This is a genomic window from Leisingera sp. ANG1 (assembly GCF_000203975.2).
Lineage (GTDB): Bacteria > Pseudomonadota > Alphaproteobacteria > Rhodobacterales > Rhodobacteraceae > Leisingera.
This window is the reverse complement of the sequence record NZ_AFCF02000008.1, coordinates 749462-775743: the sequence shown is the minus strand read 5'-3', so window position 1 is coordinate 775743 and position 26282 is coordinate 749462. Positions and strand designations below refer to the sequence as shown.

Annotated in this window: 18 protein-coding genes; 8 read left to right on the top strand and 10 right to left on the bottom strand. The window is 62.4% G+C overall.

What is annotated here, in order from left to right; genetic code table 11:
* The coding region (locus GC1_RS16295; protein ID WP_052265112.1) for a HAMP domain-containing protein at positions 1-1679 on the bottom strand (1679 nt) is incomplete at its 3' end.
* A gap of 573 nt (positions 1680-2252) precedes the next feature.
* On the opposite strand from GC1_RS16295, the gene GC1_RS16290 reads away from it, so the two are divergent.
* Positions 2253-2966: a trypsin-like serine peptidase gene (locus GC1_RS16290; protein ID WP_019294932.1), complete on the top strand. Its 714-nt coding sequence runs from the start codon at positions 2253-2255 to the stop codon at positions 2964-2966.
* Between the two features lie 62 nt (positions 2967-3028).
* Here GC1_RS16290 and GC1_RS16285 read toward each other — a convergent pair whose 3' ends face one another.
* From GC1_RS16285 to GC1_RS16270, 4 genes are all read right to left on the bottom strand, one after another.
* On the bottom strand, positions 3029-4207 hold the full coding sequence (locus GC1_RS16285) for an HlyD family type I secretion periplasmic adaptor subunit (RefSeq protein WP_019294933.1): 1179 nt from the start codon (positions 4205-4207) through the stop codon (positions 3029-3031).
* Positions 4204-6501, bottom strand: coding sequence for a type I secretion system permease/ATPase (locus tag GC1_RS16280; RefSeq protein WP_019294934.1), 2298 nt, complete (start codon positions 6499-6501; stop codon positions 4204-4206). Before GC1_RS16280 ends, GC1_RS16285 begins: the two co-directional genes overlap by 4 nt.
* A 29-nt stretch (positions 6502-6530) precedes the next feature.
* Positions 6531-7820: a TolC family protein gene (locus GC1_RS16275; RefSeq protein WP_019294935.1), complete on the bottom strand. Its 1290-nt coding sequence runs from the start codon at positions 7818-7820 to the stop codon at positions 6531-6533.
* A gap of 76 nt (positions 7821-7896) precedes the next feature.
* On the bottom strand, positions 7897-10452 hold the full coding sequence (locus tag GC1_RS16270) for an Ig-like domain-containing protein (protein ID WP_029204686.1): 2556 nt from the start codon (positions 10450-10452) through the stop codon (positions 7897-7899).
* Positions 10453-11182: 730 nt separating this feature from the next.
* On the opposite strand from GC1_RS16270, the gene GC1_RS16265 reads away from it, so the two are divergent.
* From GC1_RS16265 to GC1_RS16255, 3 genes are read left to right on the top strand one after another with little or no spacing between them, the layout of a single operon-like run.
* A complete protein-coding gene (locus GC1_RS16265) occupies positions 11183-13117 on the top strand; it encodes a PrkA family serine protein kinase (RefSeq protein WP_019294937.1) in 1935 nt (644 codons plus the stop codon).
* Positions 13118-13135: 18 nt separating this feature from the next.
* Entirely contained in the window at positions 13136-14473 is a 1338-nt protein-coding gene (locus tag GC1_RS16260) for a YeaH/YhbH family protein (RefSeq protein WP_019294938.1), read from the top strand.
* A complete protein-coding gene (locus GC1_RS16255; protein WP_019294939.1) occupies positions 14460-15974 on the top strand; it encodes a SpoVR family protein in 1515 nt (504 codons plus the stop codon). Before GC1_RS16260 ends, GC1_RS16255 begins: the two co-directional genes overlap by 14 nt.
* Before the next feature lie 75 nt (positions 15975-16049).
* On the opposite strand, the gene GC1_RS16250 is transcribed toward GC1_RS16255, so the two are convergent.
* On the bottom strand, positions 16050-17162 hold the full coding sequence (locus tag GC1_RS16250) for an S-(hydroxymethyl)glutathione dehydrogenase/class III alcohol dehydrogenase (protein ID WP_029204687.1): 1113 nt from the start codon (positions 17160-17162) through the stop codon (positions 16050-16052).
* A gap of 357 nt (positions 17163-17519) precedes the next feature.
* Here GC1_RS16250 and GC1_RS16245 point away from each other — a divergent pair, with 357 nt between their 5' ends.
* Together GC1_RS16245 and cueR are read left to right on the top strand one after the other, a co-directional pair.
* Positions 17520-20027 carry a heavy metal translocating P-type ATPase gene (locus tag GC1_RS16245; RefSeq protein WP_019294941.1) on the top strand — a complete coding sequence of 836 codons (2508 nt, stop codon included), beginning with the start codon at positions 17520-17522 and terminating at the stop codon, positions 20025-20027.
* Positions 20024-20413, top strand: a complete 390-nt coding sequence (cueR, locus tag GC1_RS16240) for a Cu(I)-responsive transcriptional regulator (RefSeq protein WP_019294942.1) — start codon at positions 20024-20026, stop codon at positions 20411-20413. The genes GC1_RS16245 and cueR overlap by 4 nt, the downstream gene beginning before the upstream one ends.
* Positions 20414-20512: 99 nt before the next feature.
* Here the strand turns inward: cueR and GC1_RS16235 are convergent, their stop codons facing one another.
* Genes GC1_RS16235 through pcaC form a run of 4 tightly spaced genes read right to left on the bottom strand, consistent with a single transcriptional unit; the run spans position 20513 to position 23104 of the window.
* Positions 20513-21343, bottom strand: a complete 831-nt coding sequence (locus GC1_RS16235; protein ID WP_019294943.1) for a 3-keto-5-aminohexanoate cleavage protein — start codon at positions 21341-21343, stop codon at positions 20513-20515.
* Between the two features lie 11 nt (positions 21344-21354).
* Positions 21355-21975, bottom strand: a complete 621-nt coding sequence (pcaG, locus tag GC1_RS16230) for a protocatechuate 3,4-dioxygenase subunit alpha (RefSeq protein WP_019294944.1) — start codon at positions 21973-21975, stop codon at positions 21355-21357.
* On the bottom strand, positions 21975-22712 hold the full coding sequence (gene pcaH, locus GC1_RS16225) for a protocatechuate 3,4-dioxygenase subunit beta (RefSeq protein WP_019294945.1): 738 nt from the start codon (positions 22710-22712) through the stop codon (positions 21975-21977). Before pcaH ends, pcaG begins: the two co-directional genes overlap by 1 nt.
* Positions 22709-23104 carry a 4-carboxymuconolactone decarboxylase gene (gene pcaC, locus GC1_RS16220; protein WP_019294946.1) on the bottom strand — a complete coding sequence of 132 codons (396 nt, stop codon included), beginning with the start codon at positions 23102-23104 and terminating at the stop codon, positions 22709-22711. Before pcaC ends, pcaH begins: the two co-directional genes overlap by 4 nt.
* 86 nt (positions 23105-23190) lie before the next feature.
* Here pcaC and pcaQ point away from each other — a divergent pair, with 86 nt between their 5' ends.
* Both pcaQ and GC1_RS16210 read left to right on the top strand, forming a co-directional pair.
* Positions 23191-24117 (top strand): pca operon transcription factor PcaQ, encoded by a 927-nt coding sequence (gene pcaQ / locus GC1_RS16215; protein WP_019294947.1) that lies wholly within the window; start codon positions 23191-23193, stop codon positions 24115-24117.
* A gap of 304 nt (positions 24118-24421) precedes the next feature.
* Positions 24422-26080 carry a transcriptional regulator gene (locus GC1_RS16210; protein WP_019294948.1) on the top strand — a complete coding sequence of 553 codons (1659 nt, stop codon included), beginning with the start codon at positions 24422-24424 and terminating at the stop codon, positions 26078-26080.
* Positions 26081-26282 lie beyond the last annotated feature (202 nt).

The window sequence follows — 26282 nt, the reverse complement described above, 5'->3', positions numbered from 1 at the left end:
GCGCTTTGCACCACTTCGCGGTTGTTTTCCGCTTCGGTGCGGGCCTCGGCCATGGTTGCCTCGACGCTGCGGGCGCCGTCGGCGGCGGATTTGACGGACGCGGTCAGCTCATCCAGCGCCGCGGCGGTTTCCTCCAGGGTGGCCGCCTGGCTCTCGGTGCGGTGCGACAGGTCGTCGGAGGCCTGGCTGATCTCGGCGGCGCCGTTGCGGATGCTGCCGGAGGCCTCGATCACTTGCTGCACGGTGGCGCTGAGGTTGCTGACGGTGCTGTTGAAGTTCTGCCGCAGCTGCTCGTATTCCTCCGGGAAGGCGCTGTTGATCGGTTGCGAGAAATCGCCGTCTGCCAGCTGCACCAGGCCGCTGCTCAGCTTCTCAACCACCTGCTGCTGCTGGCGCTGCATCTCGGCGCGCTCCTCCTCGGCGGCGCGGGCCAGCTTCAGGTCGTCCTGCATCGAGACCAGCGTTTTGCCGATCTTGCCGATCTCGTCGCCGCGGCTGGCCGCCGCAACTTCGGTGTCGAGATCGCCGGAGGACACCGCTTCCATATCGCTGCAGATCCGGTCGATCGGCTTGGTCACCGACCGGGCAAACAGCCAGCCGAAGAAGGAGACCAGGGCTGCGCAGGCCAGGGAGATCAGGAGCATGATCCGCTGCTGGGCGGTTGCCGGAGCCAGGACCTCTGTCCGGTCAAGCTCTGCGACCAAAGCCCATTGCAAATTGCGGAAACTGACAGGTGCAGAAGCTGCGGTGACCTCACGCCCGTTGTCCCTGATGACGGACGGGTAGAAGGAGGCATAAGTGTTCGCCTGCGCCTCACCAGACGAGGCCGAAGTAAATGCAAAGGCCTCTTGGATGTGCGGCAGTGCCGGCAAGTCTTCGAGCAGCTCATGGCCACCTTTGAGACGCGAGGGCGTGCGGGCCTTGAGGTCCGCCCCGGCCAGGTACACGTCAAGCGTCTTCAGATCTCCTTCGAAGCTGGAAGTAATCGCAGCGATTTCGTCGATAGCAACCTGCAGTGCAAAGACGCCGATGTAACGGCCGCCGCTGTCCAGGATACGGGTCGCCGCAAAGGCCGCAGGAGCGTCTGCACTAGGTGCATAGGGCGCGATGTCAGAGAAATAGACCTGTTCTTTTTCTCCCTCAGCGGCCAGACGGAAGGCTTGCGCCAGACCGCTTTCAGTGTAGGGGCCGGAAGTCAGGTTGGTGGCATAGTCAGCTTCTTTCGCAACAGAGAAGATCACGTCACCCTCAGGATTGACCAGAAAGATGTCATAGTAGCCAAGCCGTTCCATCATTCCTGCGAATGCAGGGTGATTGCGCTCAAAATGAATATCATACGGCGATGAGGCCGAGGCAAACATCGACAGGTTGCTGACTTCCTCCTGGCCGCTGCCGCCACGGCTGCTCCAGGTTATGCCCATGTCCTTCATCGCCTTTGCGGTGGAGGGTACGGCTGAGACTGTCAGAATTGCCGCTTCAATGGATGCCAGGTAGGATTGCAGCCCGGCTTCTCGGTCGCGGACCAAGGATTTCAGGACAATCTCTGCATCGTGGACGACGCTGCGCCGGAAGTAGCTGCTGGAGAAGGCAATCAGGACTACTGTTACCGTTAGTGCGGTTCCGACGATCAGCAGGGGAAGCTTTTGGGAAAGTTTAAAATTCTGCAACATCTTCAACATAAAACCTCCGGCAGGTATCCCTCGGCTTGCCGCCGGGGATAAGGGACTGAGACTGGGGCTGATACAACGACAGATTGATTTTCGATCCGTTAATGCTCCAAAAAAAAAGGCGGAAAAAATTTTCAAAATGATTGCATCCTGCAGGCGGCGCTGGCCTGCCTTGGCGTCTATTGACCGAACCGGCGTTAAGGAATTGGCCTGATAGTGTGCGTTTGACCGGTTAACGGCTGATGGCGGGCACCCGGCCGGGCGGATTGGATTCGTTAACCTTTTGCGGCTCGGATGGTGTCGAATCGCGCCGGGCCGGGGGCCCCTCACCCGGGTTACGTCCGGAATTGACTGCTGAGTTCTCTTTTGTTGTTCGCGGGTTGGAAAAAATATTTACGCTTTGTTTACTTTTCCTAGCCAAGCCGCAGGCTTTTTTGCCATGGTTAAGCATCAATAACCGGGGGGTTAGGGAATTGTTAACGCTGCCGCATTCTGTCCACCTTTTGGTCTCAGCCCGGCAACTTTGGGTCTCATTCCAGCCGCACGCCTGAATGACGATGCCCATGTGGGAAGCTGGAGTGGGTTATGAGACTGACTATTGCTGCAATTGCGGCATGCCTGTCCTTGGGCATGCCAATAAGCGCCGCTGCGGATGAGCCGCAGCCTCGCGCCGGAGAAATACAAGGTCTGGAGGCCGTGGGGCGGCTGAATATTGCGAACCGGAACATGTGCACCGGAGCGCTGGTTGCGCCCAACCTGGTGCTGACCGCAGCGCATTGCCTGTTCGATCCCAGAACCGGTGCCAGGGTCGATCCGCAAAGCATCTGGTTTGAGGCCGGACTGTCAGGGCGCCGGGCCGTTGCCTTGCGGCAGGTGGTGAAGGCGGTTGTGCACCCGCAGTACCGGTACCGGCCGTCCGGAGCGCATCAGATCGGCAGTGATCTGGCGGTTCTGCGCTTGGACCGGCCAATCAGCAGCCGTCAGGCTGCGCCGCTCGCCATGGCAGGTGATGCCCAGCTAGGTGATACACTGGATGTTCTGTCCTATACCCGGGCGCATGCGACTCGGCCCCGGCTGAAACGCTCGTGCAGTGTTCTCGCCCGCAAAAGCCGCACGCTGGTGATGTCCTGTCTGGTTGATTTCGGGGCGTCCGGGTCGCCGGTGCTGGAATTGCGGCCGGGCCGGGCACCGCGGCTGGTTTCGGTGATTTCGGCCAAAGCCGCCATGGGCAGCAGGAGGGTGTCGATCGGCACCGCCTTGGACGCCACGCTCAGCGATCTGATCCGCCGCGCCGGCTGACAGGTGCTTCCCGCACGTCAAAAGGCAGGGGCTGCTTCGATCTGGGGCTGCCCCTTTCTGTATTAGGGTTCGCGCAATGCTTCGCGGGATTTGTAAAGCGGTTTCAGCAGGTATTGCAGCACGGTTTTGGCGCCAGTCTGCAGTTCCGCGATGGCGCGCATGCCCGGGCGGATCTCTATGGATTGCTGACGTTCGCTAAAGCCGGATTTGTCGACCCGAACCGTTACCCTGTAATAGGGCTCGGCGCGCGGATTGCGCTCATCCTCGAAGGTGTCGGCGGACACGAAGTCCACCTTGCCGCGGAGCGCGCCGTAAATGGTATAGTCATAGGCCGACAGTTTGATGGTAGCGTCCTGGCCGGGCTGCACGCTGGCGATGTCTTCGGGCTTGACCCGTGCCTCCACAAACAGTTCCTCACCCAGCGGGATGATCTCCAGGATCTCCTCACCCGGACGGATCACGCCGCCGATAGTGGTCACCGCCAGGCTATTGACGATGCCTGCCATGGGGGAGGTGATGATGGTGCGGTTCAACTGATCGACAGCGAGCCGCTGCTCCTGCCGCAAAGTAGTAATCTCGCGCAGGGTCTGGGCATATTCCTCGGCCTGCTCCAGTTCCGCCTGGGTTCCGATTTCGTTATATTTCGCGCGGGCGTCGGTGGCCGCCTTGCGGGCCTTGTTTACTTCGATCAGCGCCACGATCTTCTGCTTGAAGAGCTTCTCCATATTGGCAAGCTCCGCATTCAGCTGATCCATGACTTGCCGGGCGCTGTCGCGGCGGCTTGCAAAGTCCGTTTGCCGCGCGGTAAGCAAGCTGCGCTCGGAAGCCAGGATGCCGGGGGAGCGCTGTGCCAGCATGTCCGGCACGGCGAATTCAAAGGCGCCCTTCATTTGCGCTTCCAGCCGGTGGCGCCGGATCTCCAGCGCATCGATCTGGTTTTGCAGCTCATCCGCAGCAGTGCGGAACTTGGTGTCCTGCAGCTTGGCCAGCACCTGGCCAGCCGTCACGATGTCGCCCTGGCGGACATGCAGCTCTGCCAGGATGCCGCCCTCCAGGTTCTGCACGATCTGGGCGCGGGAGGAGGAAACCACCTGGCCCTCGCCGCGCACGATCTCGTCGATAGAGGCAAAGGCGGCCCAGATCAGGAAGGTGAGCACGGCGGCCAGCGCCAGATAGATGATACGGCTGGCGCTGCGCGGCGTCTGCGCATCGCCGTAGGGATCATGCAGTGCCATGGTCATTTGCCCTCTCCTGCGGCCAGATGCGCCAGAACCTGATCGCGCGGGCCGTCCACCACCATTCGGCCTGACTGCAGGATCAGGGTACGGTTGGTCAGCGACAAAATCGGCATCCGGTGAGTGGCGATCACCGCGGTCCGTCCCTCCAGCCAGCTTTCCAGGCGGCTGACCAGGGTGCGTTCCAGCGTCTGGTCCAGCGCCGCGGTGGGTTCATCCAGCAACACGACAGAGGGGTTCTGCAGCCACAGCCGCGCCCAGCCGATCGACTGGCGCTGGCCGATCGACAGGCCATGGCCGCCGTCGCTGATCTCCAGATCCAGCCCCTTGTGGTGGTTGCGCACATGGGCGCCGAGGCCTGCGAACTCCAGCGCTTCCATCAGCCGGTCGTCGTCGCGCTCCAGCTGGTTGAGGTTCAGGTTGTCGCGAAGGGAGCCTGCAAACAGCCGCACGTCCTGGCTGAGATAGCCGATGTTGGCGCGCAGGTCGCGCGGGTCGATCTGGGCCATGTCGGTGCCGTCCAGCAGGATGCGGCCCCGGTCAGGTGCATATAGGCCCGACAATAGTTTGAGCAGGGTGGACTTGCCTGAGCCGTTGACCCCCAGCACCGCAACACGCTGACCCGGCGTGACCGCCACAGCCTGCACGTCCAGCGTCGGGGCGGCGTCATCCTCATAGCGGAACATGATCTCGCGCAGCTCAAACCGGCCTTCAATTTTCTGGCGGCGCAGATAGGTGCGTTCTTGTTCTTTCTCCTGCGGCGCCTGGGCGATTGCATCCAGCCCTTCCAGCGCTGCCTTGACGTTGCTCCAGCGTGCCAGGGTTGCGGCGAACTGCGTAAGCGGCGCAAGCGTGCGGCTGGTCAGGATGCCGGTCGCGATAATGGTGCCGACGGTGAACTCACCGGCAAAGACCAGCAGCGTGCCCAGCACCACAGCAGTGATATAGGTTGCCTGCTGCACCCCTTGCGACCAGTAGGTGAGGGCGCTGGACAGCTTGCGCTGCTCGGTGGCGGAGTGCGACGACAGCGTGTTCAGTTCATCCCACAGCCGCAGCACCCGTTCCTCGCCGCGCTGGGTCTTCACGGTGTCGAGTTCCGTCACCACCTCATGCAGCAGGCGGCCCGCCTTGGCATTCGCACCTTGGGTCTGCCGGGTATAGGCGATCATCTTCTTCTGCATGAAATAGGCAGGCAGCAGCATCAGGACGCCGCCAGCAATGATCACCCAGACCACCGGCCCGGCGATGGAGGCGACCAGCAGCAGGAACACCGCGATAAAGGGGATGTCCGCCAGAGTTGAGATGGTGGAGGATGTAAAGAACTCCCGTACCGAGCCGAAATCGCGCATCGCGGCAAACAGGCCGGAGGGCGGCAGCGGCTTCTTGTCGGACCGCATTCCGATCAGGCGGCGCATCAGGTTGTGCTGCACCGACAGCTCGATCTGGCGGCCGGCCGCATCGGTCAGCCGCGCGCGCGCCAGTTTCAGCATTGCTTCCAGCGCGATTGCCAGAAAGGCGCCCACCGCCAGCACCCATAGGGTTGCGTGCGACTGGTGCGGCACCACACGGTCGTAGACCTGCAAGCTGAACAGGGCGACCGACACCGCCAGTATATTGGCCACCAGCGACCCCAGCATGATCTCGCCCACCTGTCGGCGGTACTTGGGGAACTCGCTCCAGAACCAATGGCCCGGGTCGATCTGTGGAGTGTGCTTGGCTGCCATCTGTTTGAGCGATGGGCGGGCTGACAGCACGGTGCCGGTGAAATAGGGGCTGAACTCCGCCAGCGGTACCTCGGTCCGGTTATCCGGGCAGGCAGTGTCATAGATGGTCAGCGCATCTTCGGCCTGTCCCAGCACCAGCACGCATTGGCCGCCGGACATGATCGCCAGAGCGGGCCACAGGGCGGGGGCAAGGCTCTGTTTTTCCAGCACCTTGGGCTGCAGCCCGGCGGATTGCACTGCCTTTGCAAGCGTGTGCAGCGACAGATCGCCCGGCGTTTCCTGCCAAAGGAAGGCGGCGACGTCGCTGACCGGCACCTCGCTGCCCTTCAGGGCGGCAAGGGTGGCAATCAGGCTGGCCCGGTGCTGGATGCGCGCGGCTGCCCCTTCCAGCAGCGAGCCGACCTCAGGTTGGGCGTCCTGCGGCTTGGGCCGGTTGTCGGTCTTGGGTTTCACCTGCGCATTGGGGCCAGCGGCTGGGGCAGGGATGTTGGCGGGCTGCAGCCCGTCCTGCGCCGCGGTCCTGGGAGCGGCAGCAGGGACCGACCGCAGAACCGGCTTCTGGCCAGGGGCGGGCATGCGACGGGACGGCTTTTGCGTGGTATCGGTCAAATCTTGTCCCCATCAGCCAAAAGCCCCAGGTCGCGCGCCAGCGCCAGCTGGATCAGCACCACCTCGTATTTTGCGTCGATATAGGCTTGCTCACGGCGTACCAGTTCCTCGTAGACCTGGATCACTTCCATCACCGGGCGCTGGCCCGCCTCAAACTGCTTCTGGAACAGCTCGTAGGTCTCGCGGCTGCGGCGCACCAGCACCGCGGTCTCGCCTTCTTGCCGCTGGTAAGAGGCGATTTGCTGCACCTGGCGGCTGTAGGCGCGCCGGGCGGTTTCCTCAGCCTCGCCCACCTGGCGCATTGCGGCCTCCTTGGAGGCCTCCAGCGCCTGGATTGCGGCTGGAGTACCCAGTCCCAGCGGCTGGCCGACCCCCAGGGTGATGCCGGCGCCAGAGCCGTCCGTGGTGACATTTCCGGCTGCGGAAATCTGCGGCAGCAGCCCGGCGCGTCCGGATTTGGCCTGTGCAATGGTGCGTTCTGCTTCGGCGCCGGCTTTTAGCACAGACAGGAACTGTCCCTGTTCCGGCGGTGTGCCTATGGCCAGGTGCGACGGCTTCTGATCGAAACTCTGGCCGGTCATCGCCTGCAACTCGGCGCGAGCGGTGGTTGCAGCATCGCGGGCGGTGGCAGTGGCGGTGCGGATGCCGCTGATCTTGCTGTCTACCACGTTGAGATCTGCGCGGTCCGAGACCCCGCCATCGACCCGCCCCTGAACAATCCGGCGGAATTCCTGCATCCTGCGCAGCGCGCGGTCGCCATAGGCCGCCTTTTCGTCGCCACGCAGGGCGGCGGCATAAAGCCCGACAGCGGTCTCTACCCGGCCGTTCATGTCCTCTGACAGGCTGACGGCCGCCACCTCAACATCGGCGGCGGCAAATTCGCGTTCCGCCTTGCGGCGGCCATTGTCGAACAGCACCTGCTCGATCAGCAGCCCGGCCACCAAGTCGCCTAGATCGGTCAGGCTGACCGAGGGTCCCAGGGTTGGAAACCAATTTTTTGAGGCGGCTTCGGCCCGCAGTTTGGCACTGATCAATTCTGCCTCGGCAGCGCGGGAAGAGGCGGCGATGGCAGCTGACGCGACCTGACCGTAGGCGCTGTCTTCCGCCAGCAGCGAACGCCGGTTCATCAGGGCGCTGATGACCGCGGAGGAAGTCTCCCCCGTTTGAGTGAAATTGCTGTGCGGGGCTCCGTCCGCTGCCTCGTTCGCGCCGCCAAACGGGGCCGTTGCGCAGCCAGACAGGCTGCACATCACTGCGATGGCGCAAAGAAAGCGTCCCGGTTGCATCCTGCCCTTTTGCCCTTTTGTTCAAGGCTTTTGATGATTTGGGTCTGGCAGCAGGTGCCGCTGCCAGACCAGAAAATCAGATCACGGTGTTGACGTCTTCATCAACAAGGATCGTGGTGCCGTCGTCGCCCAAAGTATAGACATCGTAAGTCTCGCCATCGATGGTCTGAGACCCGTCTGCGGTTGCACCGGTGATGGTCAGCGTGTCATCGGAGCCGCCGTGCACCGTCAATGTGTCGCCGTTGCCGGACAGCGCGTTAATGTCCGCTTCGGTCAGGGTCAGGTCGACGTTGTCTGCATGGACAAGGTTCAGTTCGTCAATGTTGAACTGCGACAGGCCCGAGTGATCCAGAACGGTGGCGTCGGCACTGTCTTCAAAAACAACCATGGTGCCAGAGCTGTTGCCGGCTTCGTCCACGCGGTTGACCACCAGGTTTGACCCGTCCGGCACGGTTTCGTCGAAGCTGAACAGGGTGCTGCCGCCAATGTCTGTCTCGGTGCCGGAAACATCCTCCACGCCGCCGCCGCTTGTCAGCTCATGCGTGGTGTCGCCGTCTTCATAGTCGTCGCTGAAGAAGCCTGTGACGCCGGAGCCGGTGCTGACAACGCTGCCCACATTCGGTGCATCGTATTCGGTATCGACTTCAAAGGTCTCTGTCAGGGTTGCGGTGTTGCCTGCGGGGTCGGTCGCAGTGATTTCTGCGCGGCTGGTGTAGGTGCCCTCCGGCAGATCGTCCGCGTCAAACTCCACGCTCCAGTTGCCATCGGCATCGACGGATGCGGCCCGGGTTACACCTTCGATGGTGACGTCGACCGTGGAGCCAGCCTCCACCGTGCCAGTCAGAGTCAGCCCCGCGGCGCGTTCGGCGATGTTGACGATGTCATCATCGGCGATGCTGTCGGCTTCGAAGGGCACAACTTCGGTGTCGATGCTAAGGGTGTCTGTGATTTCCGCCGTGTTGCCGGCAGCGTCCGTGGCTGTGACGGTGACATCGGCTTCATAGCTGCCGTCAGGGATGTCGGAGGCTGCAAAATCCACGCTCCAGTTGCCGTCGCCATCCACTGTTGCAGTTTCGGTAGCATCACCCAACTGCACCACCACGGTTGAGCCCGGCTCCACCGTGCCAGTTAAAGTGATCCCGTCGCTGTGCTCGTCCTCGTTGACGACGCCATCCCCCTCAACAGTTGCTGTCTCAACGGTGAGCGGATCGACCAGGGTGTCCACATGCAGGTCAGCTGTTGCAGTTGCGCTATTGCCCGCTGCGTCGGTCGAAGTGACGCTGATCATTGTGTCATATTCACCGGCAGGCAGGGAGCCCGCCTCGAACTCTGCAGCCCAGTTGCCATCGGAATCCACTGTCGCAGTCCGGGTCACGCCTTCGACGGTCACGCTGACCGAAGCGCCGGACTCGCCGGTCCCGGTCAGGGTGAGCCCTGCTGCGGCTTCGGCGTTATTGACGAGGTCGTCACCGCCCGCCTGGCCGCTGTCAATTGCCACGTCAGTGGTGGTGTCCACACGGATCGTGCCGGTGGTCGTCTCGGTGTTGCCATAGGCATCGGTCGCGGTGGCCGTTACCTCCGCGTCGTATTCGCCGGACAGGATTTCGGACGCGGCGAAATCGGCGCTCCAAGTGCCCTCATCGGTGGCCGTCACCGTGCGTGTCACCCCCTGAAAGGTCACGTTCACGGTTGCCCCGGCTTCGGCGGTGCCGGTCAGGGTCACCCCGTCCGCGGCCTCCGCGCCATTGATCATGTCATCACCACCGGCCTGGCCGTCATCAAGAGCGACGGAGGTTTCGGTGTCGATGCGGATTGTGGAGGTGGCGGTTGCCGTAGCTCCGGAGGTGTTTGTCGATGTGGCCGTTACCTCCGCGTCGTACTCGCCGCCGGTGATTTCGGAGGAAGCGAAATCAGCGCTCCAGGTGCCTTCATCGGTAGCGGTCACTGTGCGGGTCACCCCCTGAAAGGTGACTTCCACAGTGGATCCAGCCTCCGCGGTGCCAGTCAGCGTAACGCCGTCTGCAGCTTCAGCTGCGCTGATCGTGTCGTCCCCTCCGGCAAGGCCGCTGTCGACAGTCACAAACGTGTCACCGTTATTGCCGCCAACGCCACCGCCGCCACCGCCGCCTCCATCACCGCCGCCGCCGCCGCTTGCGATCGCTGCGACGCCAACAGCGCCCGCAGCGGCTCCAGCCGCGCCCAGGCCGCCGAACAGCGGTGCCGCCAGCGGTGCCACAACAGGTTCAATCCGGTCGACGTCCAGGAACACCATCTCATCATAGGCGCTCCACTTGCCGGCCAGGTCAAGCGGCTCGTAGGTGGCAAACAGCATCCCGCTGGACTTGTCCTCCAGCACCACTTCGATGAATTGGCCTTCTTGGCTGAGGAACAGGTTCTTGCCGCCGGTTGCACCGAAGGAATAATAGTTCTCCAGCACCAGCTCCTGGCCGTTCGCCAAGGTCACATGCAGGTTGCTGCCCTGCCGGGAGTAGCTTTCGACGTCAGCAGGGCTGAGGTTCAGCGAAATGTCCTTGGCCTGGCTGGCATCAATGCGCGCCGGGGTGCCTTCAGAGAAATTTCCATGCTGCGTGGTGCCCGCCATATCGCGGGTGATAAATGCGACCGTGCTCATAAACTTACCGCCCATCTGAATGCGCCGCGGCCCGGAAATTGGCCATCGGCTTATGGTTAAGTTGCCTGTATTTTTGCCCAGCGGCCGTCTTTTGCGGCCATTTTGAGGCCACAATGTGACAATTTTTTCTGTCCTGTCCAGTATATGCAGGGCGTGTGTGAGGTTATTTTGCCGCCAACCGTGTCCTGGCTGCCGCAGATTTTCTAAGTTTTTTAACGCGACTGTGATGCTGCACCGGGCGCAAATGCCCCCTGCGCACGCACTGAAACCGGCTGGCAAAGCCCGCTGGGTGCGGTGTTCCCGGAGGCGCTGCGCCGAAAGGGAAAAGTTGCCGTGAAGCTCGGGTTTGACGGTCAGATTGCTGCAGAAGCCTTTGAAATGCCGCGACGCAGAAGGTCCGTGCAGCAGCGGTGATCGCCGTGATGTGAAGAAAATTTCCCGCAAAAGTTTCTGGCAATTAATTAAAAGTACACCACTTTCAGATAGTAAGAAGTTCGTAATTGGTGTAAGCTCGGAAGTAACTAACACGACGCCGCCAGCCTGGACTCCGGGCGCAGGCCGCCGCCAAGAGCGGCCAGCCGGACGTATGACGCCAGAAGCGGCGCCGAGCAGAAATCAGAACTCAACACTGACGCGGACACCTATGCCCACGTGCTGGGCACTCTCTGTCCGTGCGCGATCTTAAACGCCAGGAGGAACGGCGCGAGTTAACCAGGAGGCTTGATCCAAGATGAAAGACATTGCCGAACTTTTTGCAGAGCAGTACGGCGAAACGCGCGAGCAGGAAATGCCGCTGCAGGAGTATTTGAACGCCTGCCGTGACGATCCGAGCCTGTACGCAAACGTCGCCGAGAGGATGCTGAAGGCAATTGGCGAAGAGGAGCTTGTGGATACGTCCAAGGACGCACGGCTCGGGCCGATCTTTCAGAACCGCACGATCAAGCGCTACAGCGCCTTTCACGACTTCTACGGCATGGAAGATACGATCGAGCGCATCGTCGGCTACTTCCGCCACGCCGCGCAAGGGTTGGAGGAGCGCAAGCAGATCCTTTACCTGCTGGGCCCGGTCGGTGGCGGTAAATCCTCGCTGGCGGAGCGCTTGAAGCGCCTGGTCGAAGATCAGCCAATTTATGTTCTCAAGGCCGGTGACCAGATTTCGCCGATCTTCGAAAGCCCGCTGGGCCTCTTTGACCCGGTCCGCATGGGCAAGGTGCTGGAAGAGGAATACGGCATTGCCCAGCACCGGCTGCCGGGGCTGATGTCGCCCTGGGCCGTGCAGCGGCTGGATGAATTCGATGGCGATATCAACAAGTTCTCGGTTGTCCGCATGTATCCATCTCGGCTGCGCCGGATCTGTGTTGCCAAGGTGGAGCCTGGCGATGAAAACAACCAGGACATCTCTACCCTGGTCGGCAAAGTGGACATCCGACAGCTGGAGCATTTCAGCCAGGATAATCCGGATGCCTACAGCTTCTCCGGAGGCCTGAACCGATCAACCCAGGGCGTCTTGGAATTTGTTGAGATGTTTAAGGCGCCGATCAAAATGCTGCACCCGCTGCTGACGGCGACCCAGGAAGGCAACTACATGGGCACCGAAAGCTTTGGTGCCATTCCCTTCAACGGACTGATCCTGGCGCATTCAAATGAGTCCGAATGGCAGTCCTTCAAGAACAACAAGAACAACGAGGCCTTCATTGACCGGGTGTCGATCGTCAAGGTGCCCTATTGCCTGCGGGTCTCGGATGAAACCTCGATCTATGAAAAGCTGATCGAGTTCAGCGAACTGCGGGATGCGCCCTGCGCGCCGGAGACGCTGAAAATCCTCAGCCGCTTCTCGGTGCTGACACGCCTGAAGCCGCATGAGAATTCGAACCTCTACTCCAAGATGCGGGTCTATGATGGCGAAAGCCTGAAAGACACCGATCCCAAGGCGAAGACGGTGCAGGAATATCAGGACCGCGCCGGCGTCGACGAAGGGATGAACGGCATCTCCACCCGTTTTGCTTTCAAGGTGCTTTCGACCACATTCAACTTCGACACCAACGAAGTTGCGGCGGACCCGGTGCATCTGATGTACGTGCTGGAGCAAATGATCAAGCGTGAGCAGTTCCCGCAGGAGACGGAACAGAAGTATCTTGAGTTCATCAAGACCGAACTGGCACCGCGCTATGAGGAATTCATCGGTAACGAGATCCAGAAGGCGTACCTCGAAAGTTATACCGAATACGGTCAAAACGTCTTTGACCGGTATATCTCCTATGCTGACGCATGGATCGAGGAGCAGGACTACAAGGATCCTGACACCGGCCAGCTTTATAACCGCGAGGTTCTGGATGCGGAGCTCAGCAAGATCGAGAAGCCGGTCGGCATTGCTAACCCCAAGGATTTCCGCAACGAGGTGGTCAAGTTTGCGCTGCGCCACCGCGCCAACACTGGCAAGAACCCGGCCTGGAACTCCTACGAGAAGCTGCGCGATGTGATCGAGAAGCACATGTTCAGCCAGGTCGAGGAACTGCTGCCAGTGATTTCCTTCGGGTCCAAGAAGGACAGCAAGACCGAAGGCAAGCATCAGGAGTTCGTCGAGCGGATGCGCGGCCACGGTTACACCGACCGCCAGGTGCGGCGCCTGGTCGAATGGTACATGCGGGTCAACAAGGCGGGCTAAAGAGGAGCGCTGTGCAACATGCATCATTTCATCGACAGGCGCGCCAATCCAAAGGGCAAGAGCCTCGGGAACCGCCAACGGTTCCTGCGGCGGGCCCGGGAGAATATTAAGGAGCGCGTCGATCAGTCGGTCCGGGGGAAGTCGATCCAAAGCGGAAGCGGTGTCCCGGACGAAGGCGAAAAGGTCACCATTCCCACACGGGGGCTGAAGGAGCCGCGGTTCTTCCATTCCTCCAAGGGCGGCATGCGCCGCCATGTGCTGCCCGGCAACAAGGATTTTGTTGTCGGCGACACCATCAAGCGGCCGCAGGGCGGTGCCGGACAGGGCGGCCGCCAGGCATCGGAGGACGGGGATGGTGAGGACGAGTTTTCCTTCACCCTGACCCAGGAAGAATACCTGGAAATTCTGTTTGAGGGGCTGGAACTGCCGGACCTCGTGGAAAAGGCCACGGTGGAAACCGAAACTATCGGCACCCGCCGGGCTGGTCTGACAACAGCGGGCACCCCGAACAACCTGAACTTGGTGCGCACCATGCGCAACTCGCTGGGCCGCCGCATTGCTTTGCAGCGACCCACCACCAAATCCCAGCGTGAGCTTGAGGAGCAGATCGCTGAGCTGGAAGCGCTGGATGAGCGCACCCCGCCGCAGGAGGAATTCCTGGCGACGCTGAAAATGCGGCTGGAAGGTATCATTCGCAAGCGCAAGGTGGTCGGATACATCGACCCGCTGGACCTGCGCTATGACACCTTTGTGCCGGAAAAAATCCGCAACTCCCGTGCCGTGGTGTTCTGTCTGATGGATGTCTCCGGCTCCATGCAGGAACGCGAGAAGGATCTGGCGAAACGCTTCTTCCTGCTGCTGCACCTGTTCCTGGAGCGCTGCTATGAACACACCGAGCTGGTGTTCGTGCGCCATACCCACCACGCCCAGGAAGTGGATGAGGAAACCTTCTTCTATGCGCGCGAAACCGGCGGCACCATCGTGTCGACCGCGCTGGAAAAGATGAAGGAGATCATCGAGGAACGCTATCCGCCGGACGAGTGGAACATCTACGGCGCCCAGGCCTCGGACGGCGAAAACTTCGGCAATGATTCAGTGCGCTGCAAGAATCTGCTGCTGAATGATCTGCTGCCGGTCAGCCAGTTCTACGCCTATGTGGAAATTGTAGACGAGGCGGCGGAGATGCTGCTGAACAACCCCGAAGCAGGCGAAGACCTGTGGCAGAACTACCGCGAGGTGAAGGCGCAGGCGCAGCATTTCGAGATGCAGCGGGTTTCGCAGCCCGGCCACATCTATCCGATTTTCCGGGAATTCTTCCTCCCCAAGGTGAAAGGGATGCAGTATGCGGGCAGCTGAAAAGGCGTGCGAGCCGCTGTTTGACGGGCCGGAATGGACCTTCGAACTGATGGAAAAGGCGCGCGACGCGATCGAAAAGATCGCGCTCGAAGACCTCGGGCTGGACGTCTATCCCAATCAGATCGAGATCATCTCTGCGGAGCAGATGCTGGACGCCTATTCCTGCGTCGGCCTGCCGCTGATGTACCAGCACTGGTCTTTCGGAAAACACTTCGCCCGCGACGAGGCGCTCTACCGCACCGGTCGCCAGGGCCTGGCCTATGAGATCGTCATCAACTCCAACCCCTGCATCAGCTATAACATGGAAGAAAATACCATGGCGATGCAGACGCTGGTGATGGCGCATGCAGCTTTCGGGCATAACCATTTCTTCAAGAACAACTACTTGTTCCAGCAATGGACCGATGCGGCCGGCATCCATGACTACCTGGCGTTCGCCAAGAACTACATCGCCGCCTGCGAGGAACGCTATGGCCCGATGGCGGTGGAAGAGGTGCTGGACGCCGCCCATGCGATGCAGTCTCAGGGGGTGTTCCGCTACGGCCGCCCGCCCAAGCCCACCAACGAGGAACTGGTGGCGATGCAGAAAGTGCGCGAAGGGTATGAAAGCGGCCAGAGCGTGCTTGATATCTGGACCGACTCAACCCTTGGCCGGGACAAGCTGGAACTGATCGAGGATGCCGACTTCAGCGCGCGCCGCAAGATGATGAACCTGCCGCAGGAGAACATCCTGTATTTCCTGGAGAAACACAGCCCGGTTCTGGAACCCTGGCAATGCGAGATCCTGCGTATCGTGCGGATGCTGGCGCAGTATCTGTATCCGCAGAAACAGACCAAGGTCATGAACGAGGGCTGTGCAACCTTCGTGCATTACTACATCATCAACAAGCTCCATGAGCAGGGTCAGATCACGCAAGGAGCCTATATGGAAATGCTGCACAGCCATACCAATGTGGTGATGCAGCCTGAATATGACGATCCGCGTTATTCCGGCATCAACCCTTATGCGCTGGGCTTTGCGATGATGCAGGACATCCGCCGCATCTGCCAGGATCCGACTGACGAGGATCGCGAGTGGTTTCCGGACTTTGCCGGCAACCCGGACTGGCGCGGGGTGCTGCGGGATGCCTGGGCGAATTACCGGGATGAAAGCTTCATCCAGCAGTTCCTGTCGCCCAACCTGATCCGCAAGTTCAAGCTGTTCACGCTTACGAATGACGCGGAGCTGCCCAATCTGGTGGTCAGCCAGATCCACAACCGGGCCGGATACAAGGCCATCCGGCGCGATTTGGCGAAACAGTATGACCTCGCCTATCTGGAGCCGGATATCCAGGTGACAGACGCTGATCTGCGCGGCGACCGGGAACTGAAGCTGACCCACAACGTGCGCGATGGCATCCATCTGGATGAGGACGACCAGGAGGAAGTACTGAAGCACTTGCGCCGGCTCTGGGGCTATGGCGTCAGACTCGATGCGGTGGAGGCCACCACGGAAAGCTGACGGCAGGACCCGCGATGCCAAAAGAAAACGCAGGCCCTCGGGCCTGCGTTTTGGTGTTTCACATGAATCCCGGGATCAGAATTCCACTACCGCGCGGATCGACTTGCCTTCATGCATCAGCTCGAAGCCCTCGTTGATCTGGTCCAGCGTCAGCTTGTGGGTGATCATCGGGTCAATTTCGATCTTGCCGTCCATGTACCAGTCAACGATCTTCGGCACATCGGTGCGGCCCGACGCACCGCCAAAGGCGGTGCCGCGCCAGCTGCGGCCGGTGACCAACTGGAACGGGCGGGTGGAAATCTCGGCCCCCGCAGGCGCAACACCGATGATGATTGATTCACCCCAGCCCTTGTGCGCGCATTCCAGCGCGGTACGCATCACGTTGACGTTGCCGGTTGCGTCAAAGGTATAATCCGCGCCGCCGCCGGTCAGTTCCACCAGATGCGCCACCAGGTCGCCCTCGACCTCCGCTGGGTTCACGAAATCGGTCATGCCGAATTTCTCAGCCATCTCCACTTTGCCCGGGTTCAGGTCGACACCGACGATCTGGTCGGCACCGGCCATCCGCAGGCCCTGGATCACGTTGAGGCCGATACCGCCGAGGCCAAAGACCACCGCGCGGGAGCCGATTTCCACCTTGGCGGTGTTGATCACAGCACCAATGCCGGTGGTGACGCCGCAACCGATGTAGCAGACCTTGTCGAACGGCGCGTCCTCACGGATTTTCGCCAGCGCGATTTCCGGCACCACGGTGTGGTTGGCGAAGGTCGAGCAGCCCATGTAGTGGTGGATCGGGGTGCCGTCCAGCATCGAGAACCGGGTGCTGCCATCGGGCAGCAGGCCCTGGCCTTGGGTCGAGCGGATCGCCTGGCACAGGTTGGTCTTGGGGTTGAGGCAGTACTCGCACTCACGGCACTCCGGGGTGTAGAGCGGGATCACGTGGTCGCCCGGCTTCAGGCTGGTCACGCCTTCGCCGACCTCAATCACGATGCCTGCGCCCTCATGGCCCAGGATCGCCGGGAAGATGCCTTCCGGGTCGTCGCCGGAGCGGGTGAATTCGTCGGTGTGGCACAGGCCGGTTGCCTTGATTTCCACCAGAACCTCACCCGCCTTGGGGCCTTCCAGGTTCACTTCCATGATTTCCAGCGGTTTGCCGGGGGCAACCGCAACGGCAGCGCGGGTCTTGATCATGTGACTGGTCCTTCGTTCTTTTCTTCGGGACCGGGCCGCCGACAGGCGGGTCCGGGGTGAATGCGGTGCCGGCGGCTGCGCCGCGGGCCGGAATGACCCAGCGTTACATTTGCGAACCGGCACGCGCAAGCATTGCCTCGGCACCCTAACAGGGGAGGCACCCTGGGCTTTGCCCCGAAAGCGACAGCTGAGCCGCGGTCCGCGCCATCCAGGCGCAATGAAAAATCCCCGGTTTCCAGCAGTTTGCCTGCAGGCTTCCAGTTTTGGGAAGGAATTATGCTGCCACCCCTTGACCTTCCCCTGACTGGAACCCTCATATCCACTGTCAAAGGAACAGATTCCGGCGGACTTTCGATGTCAGACACGACCCAAATTTCCTTGCATATCACCGGCCTCAGCTGTGCAGGCTGCGCAGGCCGGGCTGAACGCGCGCTGGCGGCAGTGGACGGGGTTCGGTCGGCTTCCGTCAATCTGGCCAACGCCACCGGCCAAGTGGAGGCCGCCCAGGATGTGGCGCTGACGGATTTGACCGGCGCCCTGACCGATGCCGGCTATCCGGCCGCGGAATCGCAGGCTGTATTGGTGATCAGCGGCATGAACTGTGCTTCCTGCGTGGGTCGCGTGGAAAAGGCGCTGCTGGCGGTGCCGGGGGTGCTGTCGGCCAGCGTCAACCTGGCAAACGAGACCGCGCAGATCCGCTATCTGACCGGTGCCGCCCGCGCTGCGGATCTGGCCCGCAAGGTGACGGAGGCCGGCTATCCGGCCCGTCTCAGCGGTGCGGTGGAGGATGAGGCGGAACAGGCCAGCCAGCGCAAGGCGGATGAAATTTCCGCACTGGGCCACCAGATGCTGATCGCCGCGCTGCTGACCCTGCCGGTGTTCCTGATCGAGATGGGCGGCCATATGGTTCCGGCGCTGCATCACTGGGTGGCGGCAAATATCGGCATGCAGAACAGTTACTTGCTGCAATTCGCCCTGACCACCCTGGTGCTGGCGGGGCCGGGACGGCAGTTTTACGCCAAGGGTTTCCCGGCGCTTTTCCGGGGCGCACCCGACATGAACGCGCTGGTGGCTTTGGGCACTGCCGCGGCATACGGCTTCTCGGTGATTTCCACCTTCGCACCCCGGCTGCTGCCCGCAGGCACCGCCAATGTCTATTACGAGGCCGCGGCGGTCATCGTGGTGCTGATCCTCACGGGCCGCTTCCTGGAAGCGCGCGCCAAGGGGCGCACCGGCGCGGCGATCCGCAAGCTGGCTGGGCTGCAACCGAAGACCGCCATGGTGGTTGCGGGCGGTGATGCCGTGGAAACCCCGGTGGAGGAGATCGGGGCAGGGGATCTGATCCGGGTCCGTCCAGGTGAACGGATTGCGGTGGATGGCGAGATTGTCTCGGGCAGCTCCTATATCGACGAGAGCATGATTTCGGGCGAGCCGGTGCCGGTAGCCAAGTCCCGCGGCGATGAGGTCACGGCGGGCACCATCAACGGCAACAGCGCGCTGGAGTTCCGCGCGACACGGGTGGGGCGCGACACTGTGCTGGCGCAGATCATCCGCATGGTGGAGCAGGCGCAGGGCGCCAAGCTGCCGGTGCAGGGGCTGGTTGACCGGATCACCCTGTGGTTCGTGCCTGCCGTCATTGCGGTGGCGGCGCTCACCGTGCTGGCCTGGTCCGTGTTCGGCCCGGCGCCGTCGCTGCCGCTGGCCTTGGTGGCGGGTGTCTCTGTGCTGATCATCGCCTGCCCCTGCGCCATGGGGCTGGCAACGCCGACTTCGATCATGGTTGGCATCGGCCGCGCCGCCCAGATGGGGGTGCTGTTCCGCAAGGGTGACGCGCTGCAGCGGCTGCAGGAAGTCAAGGTGGTGGCGCTCGACAAGACAGGCACATTGACCGAGGGCCGTCCGGCGCTGACCGAATTGATCTGCGCCGAGGGCTGCACCCGAGAGGAGGTGCTGCGCCTGACTGGCGCTGCTGAAGCACAGTCCGAACACCCGATTGCCCGCGCCATTACGGCCGCGGCGGGCAAGGGGCTGCCCAAGGCATCAGGTTTTGAGGCTATCCCGGGCTACGGCCTGCGGGCAGAGGTCGAAGGCCGCGTGGTGCTGGCCGGTGCCGCCCGTCTGATGGCGCGTGAAGGCATTGCCTTTGGCGCGCTGCAAGCGGAAGGCGAGAGATTGGCTGAGCGTGGCGAAACCCCGCTCTATGCTGCCGTTGACGGCCGGCTTGCGGCGGTGATTGCGGTGGCGGACCCGATCAAGCCAGGCACCCCGGCAGCGATCAAGGCGTTCCACGAGCAGGGGCTGAAGGTGGCCATGATCACCGGCGATGCGGCCGCGACGGCGCAGGCGATTGCCAGGCGGCTGGGCATTGACGCGGTGAAGGCCGAATGCCTGCCTGCGGACAAGGTAAAGGCGCTGCAGGAACTGCAGGCGGAACACGGCACGCTGGCCTTCGTCGGCGATGGCATCAATGACGCTCCGGCGCTGGCAGCAGCAGATGCGGGCATCGCCATCGGCACCGGCACCGACGTGGCGATCGAGGCGGCGGATGTGGTGCTGGTCTCCGGCGATCTGCGCGGCGTGGTCAACGCGCTGACCGTCAGCCGCGCCACCATGCGCAACATCCGCCAGAACCTGGGCTGGGCCTTCGGCTATAACGTGCTGCTGATCCCGGTGGCGGCGGGCCTGCTCTACCCCTTCGGCGGGCCGCTGCTGTCGCCTGCGCTGGCGGCAGGCGCCATGGCGCTGTCGAGTGTTTTTGTGCTGTCGAACGCGCTGCGCTTGCGCCGCCTGAAACCGGCCATAGATGAGGATCAGGCCGCACCGGCACCCAAGGCGGACACCAAACAGGAGGCGCGCGCATGAATATCGGGGATGTATCCAGCCGCTCAGGGCTTCCGGCCAAGACGATCCGCTATTACGAGGACATCGGCCTGATCAAGCCGCACCGCAGCGCCAACGGCTACCGCTGCTTTGCCGAGACCGACCTGCACAAGCTGGCCTTTCTAGGCCGCGCCCGGGCGCTGGGCTTCACCATCGAGGACTGCCGCACCCTGATGGCGCTTTACGAAGACGAAAGCCGCGCCAGCGCTGATGTGAAACAGCTGGCGCAGGAACATCTGGCCAAGATCGAGGAAAAGATCGCAGATTTGCAGGCGATGCATGACACGCTGGGCGAGCTGGTCAACTGCTGTGCAGGCGACAGCCGCCCGGACTGCCCGATCCTCAAGGACTTGTCCGGCGAAGGATGACCCGCGGGGAGCAAGGGCTCCCGCGCCTACGGTTGCCCGGCCGAGCAGCCTGGCGGATAAGGTCAAGGCTTCGGGTCTCGTGGCCCGAAGCAGGCAGTCTCAGCCGGGGCGCAGCTCCAGGATCTCGCGGGCCTGCTGCCAGGTGGCAACAGGGCGCTCGTATTTTTCACACAGCTCTGCCGCCCGTTTCACCAGCGCGGCGTTGGAGGGCGCCAGCGTTTCGCGGTCCAGCCGCATGTTGTCCTCCAGCCCAGTGCGGGTATGGCCGCCCGCGGCGATCGACCATTCGTTGACCAGGATCTGCCCCGGCCCGACACCGGCGCCGCACCACTGGGCCTCGGGCGCCAGCCGCTGCATGGTCTTGACGTAGTAGTCGAACACATCCTTGTCGACCGGCATCGCGTTCTTCACCCCCATCACGAACTGCACATAAAGCGTGCCGGGAATGCGTCCCTCGCGGTTCATCTTCACCGCCTGGTGGATATGCGACAGGTCAAAGGCCTCGATCTCCGGCTTCACGCCGTAAGTGCGCATCTCCGATGCCAGCCAGTCCACCAGATCGGGGGAGTTCTCATAGACCCTGGTGGGGAAATTGTTGGACCCCACCGACAGCGACGCCATGTCCGGGCGCAGCGGCAGCATGCCGCCGCGTTCGTGGCCCGCGCCGGAGCGGCCGCCGGTTGACAGCTGGATGATCATGCCGGGGCAGTGTTTCTGCAGATCTTCCATCAGCCGCGCGAACCTTTCCGGGTCCGAGGTCGGAGTCTGGTCGTCGTTCCGCACATGGCAATGGGCGATTGAGGCCCCAGCCTCAAACGCCTCATGCGTGCTTTCGATCTGTTCCGCGATGGTGACCGGCACCGCCGGGTTGTTTTCCTTGGTCGGGACTGAGCCGGTAATGGCAACGCAGATGATGCAGGGTTTGCTCATGGATTTCCCCTTCAGATGTCGAAAAACACAGTTTCATCTTCGCCCTGCAGGCGGATGTCGAACCGGTAGACGGCCAGACCGTCCCGCAGCGCGCGCCTGGCGATCAGGGTGGCGCGGCGGCGCTCCCACTCTATCACATTCAGCACCGGGTCGGCAGTGTTGGCCGCGGCCTCATCCTCAAAGTAGATCCGCGTGTTCAGCCCGACGTTGATGCCGCGCGCCACGATCCACAGGTTGATATGGGGCGCCATCATCTGCCCGTTGCTGCCCGTCACCGGCCCGGGCTTCACCGTGTCAAATCCCCATTCGCCGGTTTCGAAATCGGTGATCACCCGGCCCCAGCCGCGAAAACCGTCCTCCACCTCGCCTGTGTGTTCCGGATGGGCATAGAGGCCGTCCGCATTGGCCTGCCAGGCCTCCAGCAGCACGTCCTTGACCGGCGAGCCGGTGCCGTCGGTCACCACGCCCTCCACCCGGATGCGCTCGCCCTTGGCGTTGGGTCCGGCAATGTCCCAGCCAAGCTCCTGACCGTAGATCTCAAACCCCGCCGTGCCGGGGGCCAGGCCGATATGGACATAGGGGCCAGCGGTCTGCGAGGGGGTTTCCTTCAGATAGTCCAGCTTTTGGCGCATCAGTTCCCCTCCAGCCGGTTCTCAAACAGGGTGGACCGCCGCCCGCGCAGCACGATGTCGAACTTGTAGGCGATAGTGTCCAGCGGAATGGTGGCGTTCATGTCGAGGCGCGCAATCAGCATATCAACGGCCTCCGGGTCCGGGATGGTGTTCACGATCGGGCAGCGCGCAATCAGCGGGTCGCCTTCAAAATACAACTGGGTGATCAGCCGCTGCGCAAACCCGGTGCCAAAGACCGAGACATGGATATGCGCCGGCCGCCAGTCGTTCACCCAGTTGCGCCAAGGATAAGCGCCGGGCTTCACGGTGCGGAAGTGGTAGCAGCCGTTCTCATCCGTCAGCGTCCGGCCGCAGCCGCCGAAATTCGGGTCCAGCGCGCCAAGGTAGGTATCCTTCTTGTGCCGGTATCGGCCGGAGGCATTGGCCTGCCAGATTTCCACCAGCGTATTCGGCACCGGGCGCGCGTTTTCATCCAGCACCCGGCCGTGCACGATGATGCGTTCGCCGATCGGGCTCTGGCCGGGCTGGGCAAAATTCGACAGCAGGTCATTGTCGGCGGCATTGATGTCGTTATGGCCGAACACCGGCCCGGTGATCTCGCTGGCGGTGTTTTCCAGGCTGATCAGGGGGAACTTCGGCGAGCGGGTGACCGAGGTCTTGTAATCCTGCGACAGGGCAGGGGGGTGCCAGTGGCGGTCCCTCTGGTAGAACTCCCCGGGCTGCGGCGGCTTGGTCATGCGGTGTCCTCTCCCTCGCTCTCCATTTCGGCATAGGTCTGTTTGGCCAGTTTCAGCGCGCGGTTGGCCCGCGGCACCCCGGCATAGATCGCCACATGTTGGAAGGCCTCCAGCACATCCTCCCGGCTGGCGCCGGTGCGGGTGGTGGCGCGAATGTGCATCGGGATTTCGTCAAAGTTGCCAGTCGCCGCCAGCAGCGCCAGCGTTAGCATTGAGCGTTCCCGCAGGCTGATCCTGTCCGAGGCCCAGACTGTGCCCCAGGCGCCTTCGGTAATCAGCTCCTGAAACGGCTGGTCCAGCGCGGTCTTGGCGGCCTCCGCGCGGTCCACATGGGCGTCGCCCAGAACCCTGCGCCGCACCTGCATACCGCGGTCGTAACGGTCTTGCATCATTCCAGTCTCCCTTTGCTCAGGAGTATCGCATACCGCAAGTGATCTGTATAATCTTCAAAAAGGCATAAACAAATAACCTGTGTGATATGCGTCTATCGTCATCCTTGAAGCTGCGCCATCTGGAGGTCTTCGTCGAAGTCGCCCGCAAGATGAGCGTCACCCAGGCGGCGGAGGCGCTGGGGATGTCCCAGCCCGCTGTCACCCGGGCTCTGCGAGAGCTGGAAGCGGTCTGCGGCAAGCCTCTGGTGGAGAAACATGGCCGCGGCATCCGGCTCAGCAGCTATGGCGAGCTGTTCCGTGATCATGCAGGCCGCAGCCTGGCGCTGGCCCGCGACGGTGTGGCGCTGCTGCGCGGCCTGGATGAAGCCGATGGGCCGCTGGTTGCCATCGGCGCTCTGCCCACGGTGGCGGCAGATCTGGTTCCGGACACGCTGGCAGAGCTGCGCAGCAGCGGCGCACCGGGCCGGTTCGTGGTGGTGTCCGGGGACAACCGCTATCTGATCGACCAGCTGCGCCGGGGCAGGCTGGATGTGGTGGTTGGGCGGATGCCGGCGCCGGAGACCATGGCTGGGATCGGTTTCGATCCGCTTTACCGCGAGCGTGTGGCCGCAGTTGTGGCCCGGGACCACCCGCTGGCCAGTGCCGGCCGCCTGCTGCCTTCTGCCTTTGAGGACTATCCGGTGCTGATGCCGTCAGAAGGGGCGGTGATCCGGCCGCTGGTGGAACGGATGTTTCTGGAGCAAGGGCTGGCGATGCCCCGGTTCCCGGTTGAAACCGTTTCGTCCAGTTTCGGGCGGCGCTTTGTGCTGGCACATCAGGCCATCTGGATCATAAGCCAGGGCGTGGTGCGGCCGGACCTTGACGCGGGCACGATGACGGCTTTGCCGTTTGACACCAGCACCACCCTTGGGCCGGTCGGCCTGTGTGCCCGTCTGGAGCACCAGCTGTCACCCGCTGCGGCGCGGTTCTGCAATGCCTTGCGCAGCACTTGTAAGGAACGGGGACTGGGGTAGCCTGCAATTGCCAATGTGAGCGGTTGCTTTTTATAGCATTAAATGCACCTTTTGCGAGCATTTACCCATCTCTTGAGTCTGGGGCAGCGGTGCAGGGCTGTTTCTGCGCGTCATTTATGTCGCAACTTTCCTTACTTTATACCACTGAATTTAAATACATTATACAGCTCGCCTTCTCTCTTCTGGCAGGCTGCTGAAGGTGAATTTTCCGGATAATGCAATCAGTAATTGCAAAACAACCTAAAGGTGTGCACCATAACGGTACTTTAATATTGAATGTATCACGCGTGGAGTGGGGTGGCAGATGACTGTTCTTCTGAAAATTCGCCGGTTCGGAGCTTTTGGTGTTTTCCATGCGGACGGGGCGGGCGTGCAGCTTGGCGCCAAGCATCAGGCTTTGATGGCTTTGCTGTCCACTGCTGAGGGCGGTATCCGCACCAGGGCCTTTCTGGAGAAGACATTGTGGTGCCTGGCGCAGCCGGAGCAGGCCAAGGCCAGTTTGCGCACGGCCCTGTCGACGCTGCGGCGGCACCTTGGCCCGGAGGCGGCCAGGCTGCTCTATGCCAACCGGGAGCGGGTCATTCTGGACCTGACCCGGGTGGAGCTGGACAGCCGCGCGGGCGGGGCAGACTTCATGGAAGGCTTCGAGCTGCCGCATGAAGCTGTGTTCAATACCTGGCTGGATGAGGCCCGGACAGAGCTTTCCCGCAGGCCCGCGGTTCCGGCTGCCCAAGGGGGCACGTCGCCGGGCCGGGTGATCCTGGATGGGCTGCTGCCTTCCATTGCAGTACTGCCCTTTGTGCACCGGTCCCCGGGGGAAGCAACCGCACCGCTCGGCTCGCTGATCTCAGAAGAACTGTCGCGCTACCTGTCGCGCAGCTGGGCATTCTCGGTCACCTCCTATTTGGCCTCCCGCCAGTTCGACCCGGCAACCGTGCGCCCGGCGGAGGTTTCCTCGGTGGCTGGCGCAGACTATCTGGTGTCGGGCGCAGTCACTTGCAGCAGGGGCCGTTTCCATGCCGAAATCGACCTGCATGATGCGGTGCGGGAAAAGGTGATCTGGTCACGCAGGTTCGAAGGCTCGCTGGACAATCTGATGGAGGGCCGCAGCTCTGTACTGCGCAACGCCACCTTGCAGATCGGCCAGACCGCCGCGGGCGAGGCGGTGCGGCTGGCCGATTTCAAGCCGCTGGCGGGGTTGGAAAGCCACACCCTGCTGATGGCCGCCATATCCTTGATGCAGGAAATGGATGTGCAGAAATTCCAGCAGGCCTACGGTATCCTGTCGCATTTGCTGGAGCGTGAGCCTGGCCACGCGCTGCCGCTGACCTGGATGGGATTCTGGCATGTGATGCGGGTCGAACGCGGGCTGTCCCGCAACCGCGAGGAAGACAGCCGGCTGGCTTGCCAGATGGCTGATGCCGCGACTGAGGCCGCGCCGGGGTTTTCCTTGGCCCATACTCTCAAGGGGTTGATTTCCAGCCACCTGACCTTCCGCTTCGATCAAGCCCTGGACGCCTATGATCTCGCGCTGCGCGATAACCCGAACGAGGCGCTGGCGCTGCTGCTCAAGGGCGCAACGCTGGCCTATCAGGATATGGCGGACGAAGCCGTGCAGATGACCGATGCCGCCCGGCGCCTGACGCCGCTGGGGCCGCAATGCTACTATTTCGATGCGTTGTCGGCACTGGCAAACCTGTCGGCGCGCAATTACGGCCGCGCCATCGAACTGGCGGACCGCTCGCTTGAGGCCAAGCAGGCCTTCCCGGTGCCGTTGCGGTCCAAGGCGATTGCGCTGCAGATGTCGGGCCAGGACGCGGAGGCGCGCAGCACCGTCCAAAAGCTGCTGGAGGCAGCGCCGGAATTCTGCCTGTCGCAATTCCAGCGCGATAACCCGGCTGCCATGAGCCCGGCTGGCCAGGAATGGGCCAGCGCCCTGCGGCAGGCCGGCGTTCCGGATTAACCGTTCCAGAGCTGCCCTGGCCGGAGGCGGCGGCTGCGCGAATGTTGGCGGCCTGCGCAAGCGGGTCGTTAAAATACGCGGTAATATCCGCCGCATTCTCACCCTTTCTTTACGTCTTGCGGCCCTTCTTTAGGGAAATGCAGGCCCCTGCACTTCAGCGGGGTCAGCGCCGCTAGAATTGCCCGGGGTGCGGGCTGAAGAC

Excerpts from the sequence above, each read along its gene's own strand:
- pcaG (WP_019294944.1), bottom strand. The coding sequence starts at position 21,975 with ATGCGCCAAAAGCTGGACTATCTGAAGGAAACCCCCTCGCAGACCGCT.
- GC1_RS16275 (WP_019294935.1), bottom strand. The coding sequence starts at position 7,820 with ATGCAACCGGGACGCTTTCTTTGCGCCATCGCAGTGATGTGCAGCCTG.
- GC1_RS16280 (WP_019294934.1), bottom strand. The coding sequence starts at position 6,501 with ATGCCCGCCCCTGGCCAGAAGCCGGTTCTGCGGTCGGTCCCTGCTGCC.
- pcaQ (WP_019294947.1), top strand. The coding sequence starts at position 23,191 with ATGCGTCTATCGTCATCCTTGAAGCTGCGCCATCTGGAGGTCTTCGTC.
- GC1_RS16290 (WP_019294932.1), top strand. The coding sequence starts at position 2,253 with ATGAGACTGACTATTGCTGCAATTGCGGCATGCCTGTCCTTGGGCATG.
- pcaH (WP_019294945.1), bottom strand. The coding sequence starts at position 22,712 with ATGACCAAGCCGCCGCAGCCCGGGGAGTTCTACCAGAGGGACCGCCAC.
- pcaC (WP_019294946.1), bottom strand. The coding sequence starts at position 23,104 with ATGATGCAAGACCGTTACGACCGCGGTATGCAGGTGCGGCGCAGGGTT.
- GC1_RS16235 (WP_019294943.1), bottom strand. The coding sequence starts at position 21,343 with ATGAGCAAACCCTGCATCATCTGCGTTGCCATTACCGGCTCAGTCCCG.
- GC1_RS16245 (WP_019294941.1), top strand. The coding sequence starts at position 17,520 with ATGTCAGACACGACCCAAATTTCCTTGCATATCACCGGCCTCAGCTGT.
- cueR (WP_019294942.1), top strand. The coding sequence starts at position 20,024 with ATGAATATCGGGGATGTATCCAGCCGCTCAGGGCTTCCGGCCAAGACG.
- GC1_RS16270 (WP_029204686.1), bottom strand. The coding sequence starts at position 10,452 with ATGAGCACGGTCGCATTTATCACCCGCGATATGGCGGGCACCACGCAG.
- GC1_RS16210 (WP_019294948.1), top strand. The coding sequence starts at position 24,422 with ATGACTGTTCTTCTGAAAATTCGCCGGTTCGGAGCTTTTGGTGTTTTC.
- GC1_RS16255 (WP_019294939.1), top strand. The coding sequence starts at position 14,460 with ATGCGGGCAGCTGAAAAGGCGTGCGAGCCGCTGTTTGACGGGCCGGAA.
- GC1_RS16265 (WP_019294937.1), top strand. The coding sequence starts at position 11,183 with ATGAAAGACATTGCCGAACTTTTTGCAGAGCAGTACGGCGAAACGCGC.
- GC1_RS16285 (WP_019294933.1), bottom strand. The coding sequence starts at position 4,207 with ATGACCATGGCACTGCATGATCCCTACGGCGATGCGCAGACGCCGCGC.
- GC1_RS16260 (WP_019294938.1), top strand. The coding sequence starts at position 13,136 with ATGCATCATTTCATCGACAGGCGCGCCAATCCAAAGGGCAAGAGCCTC.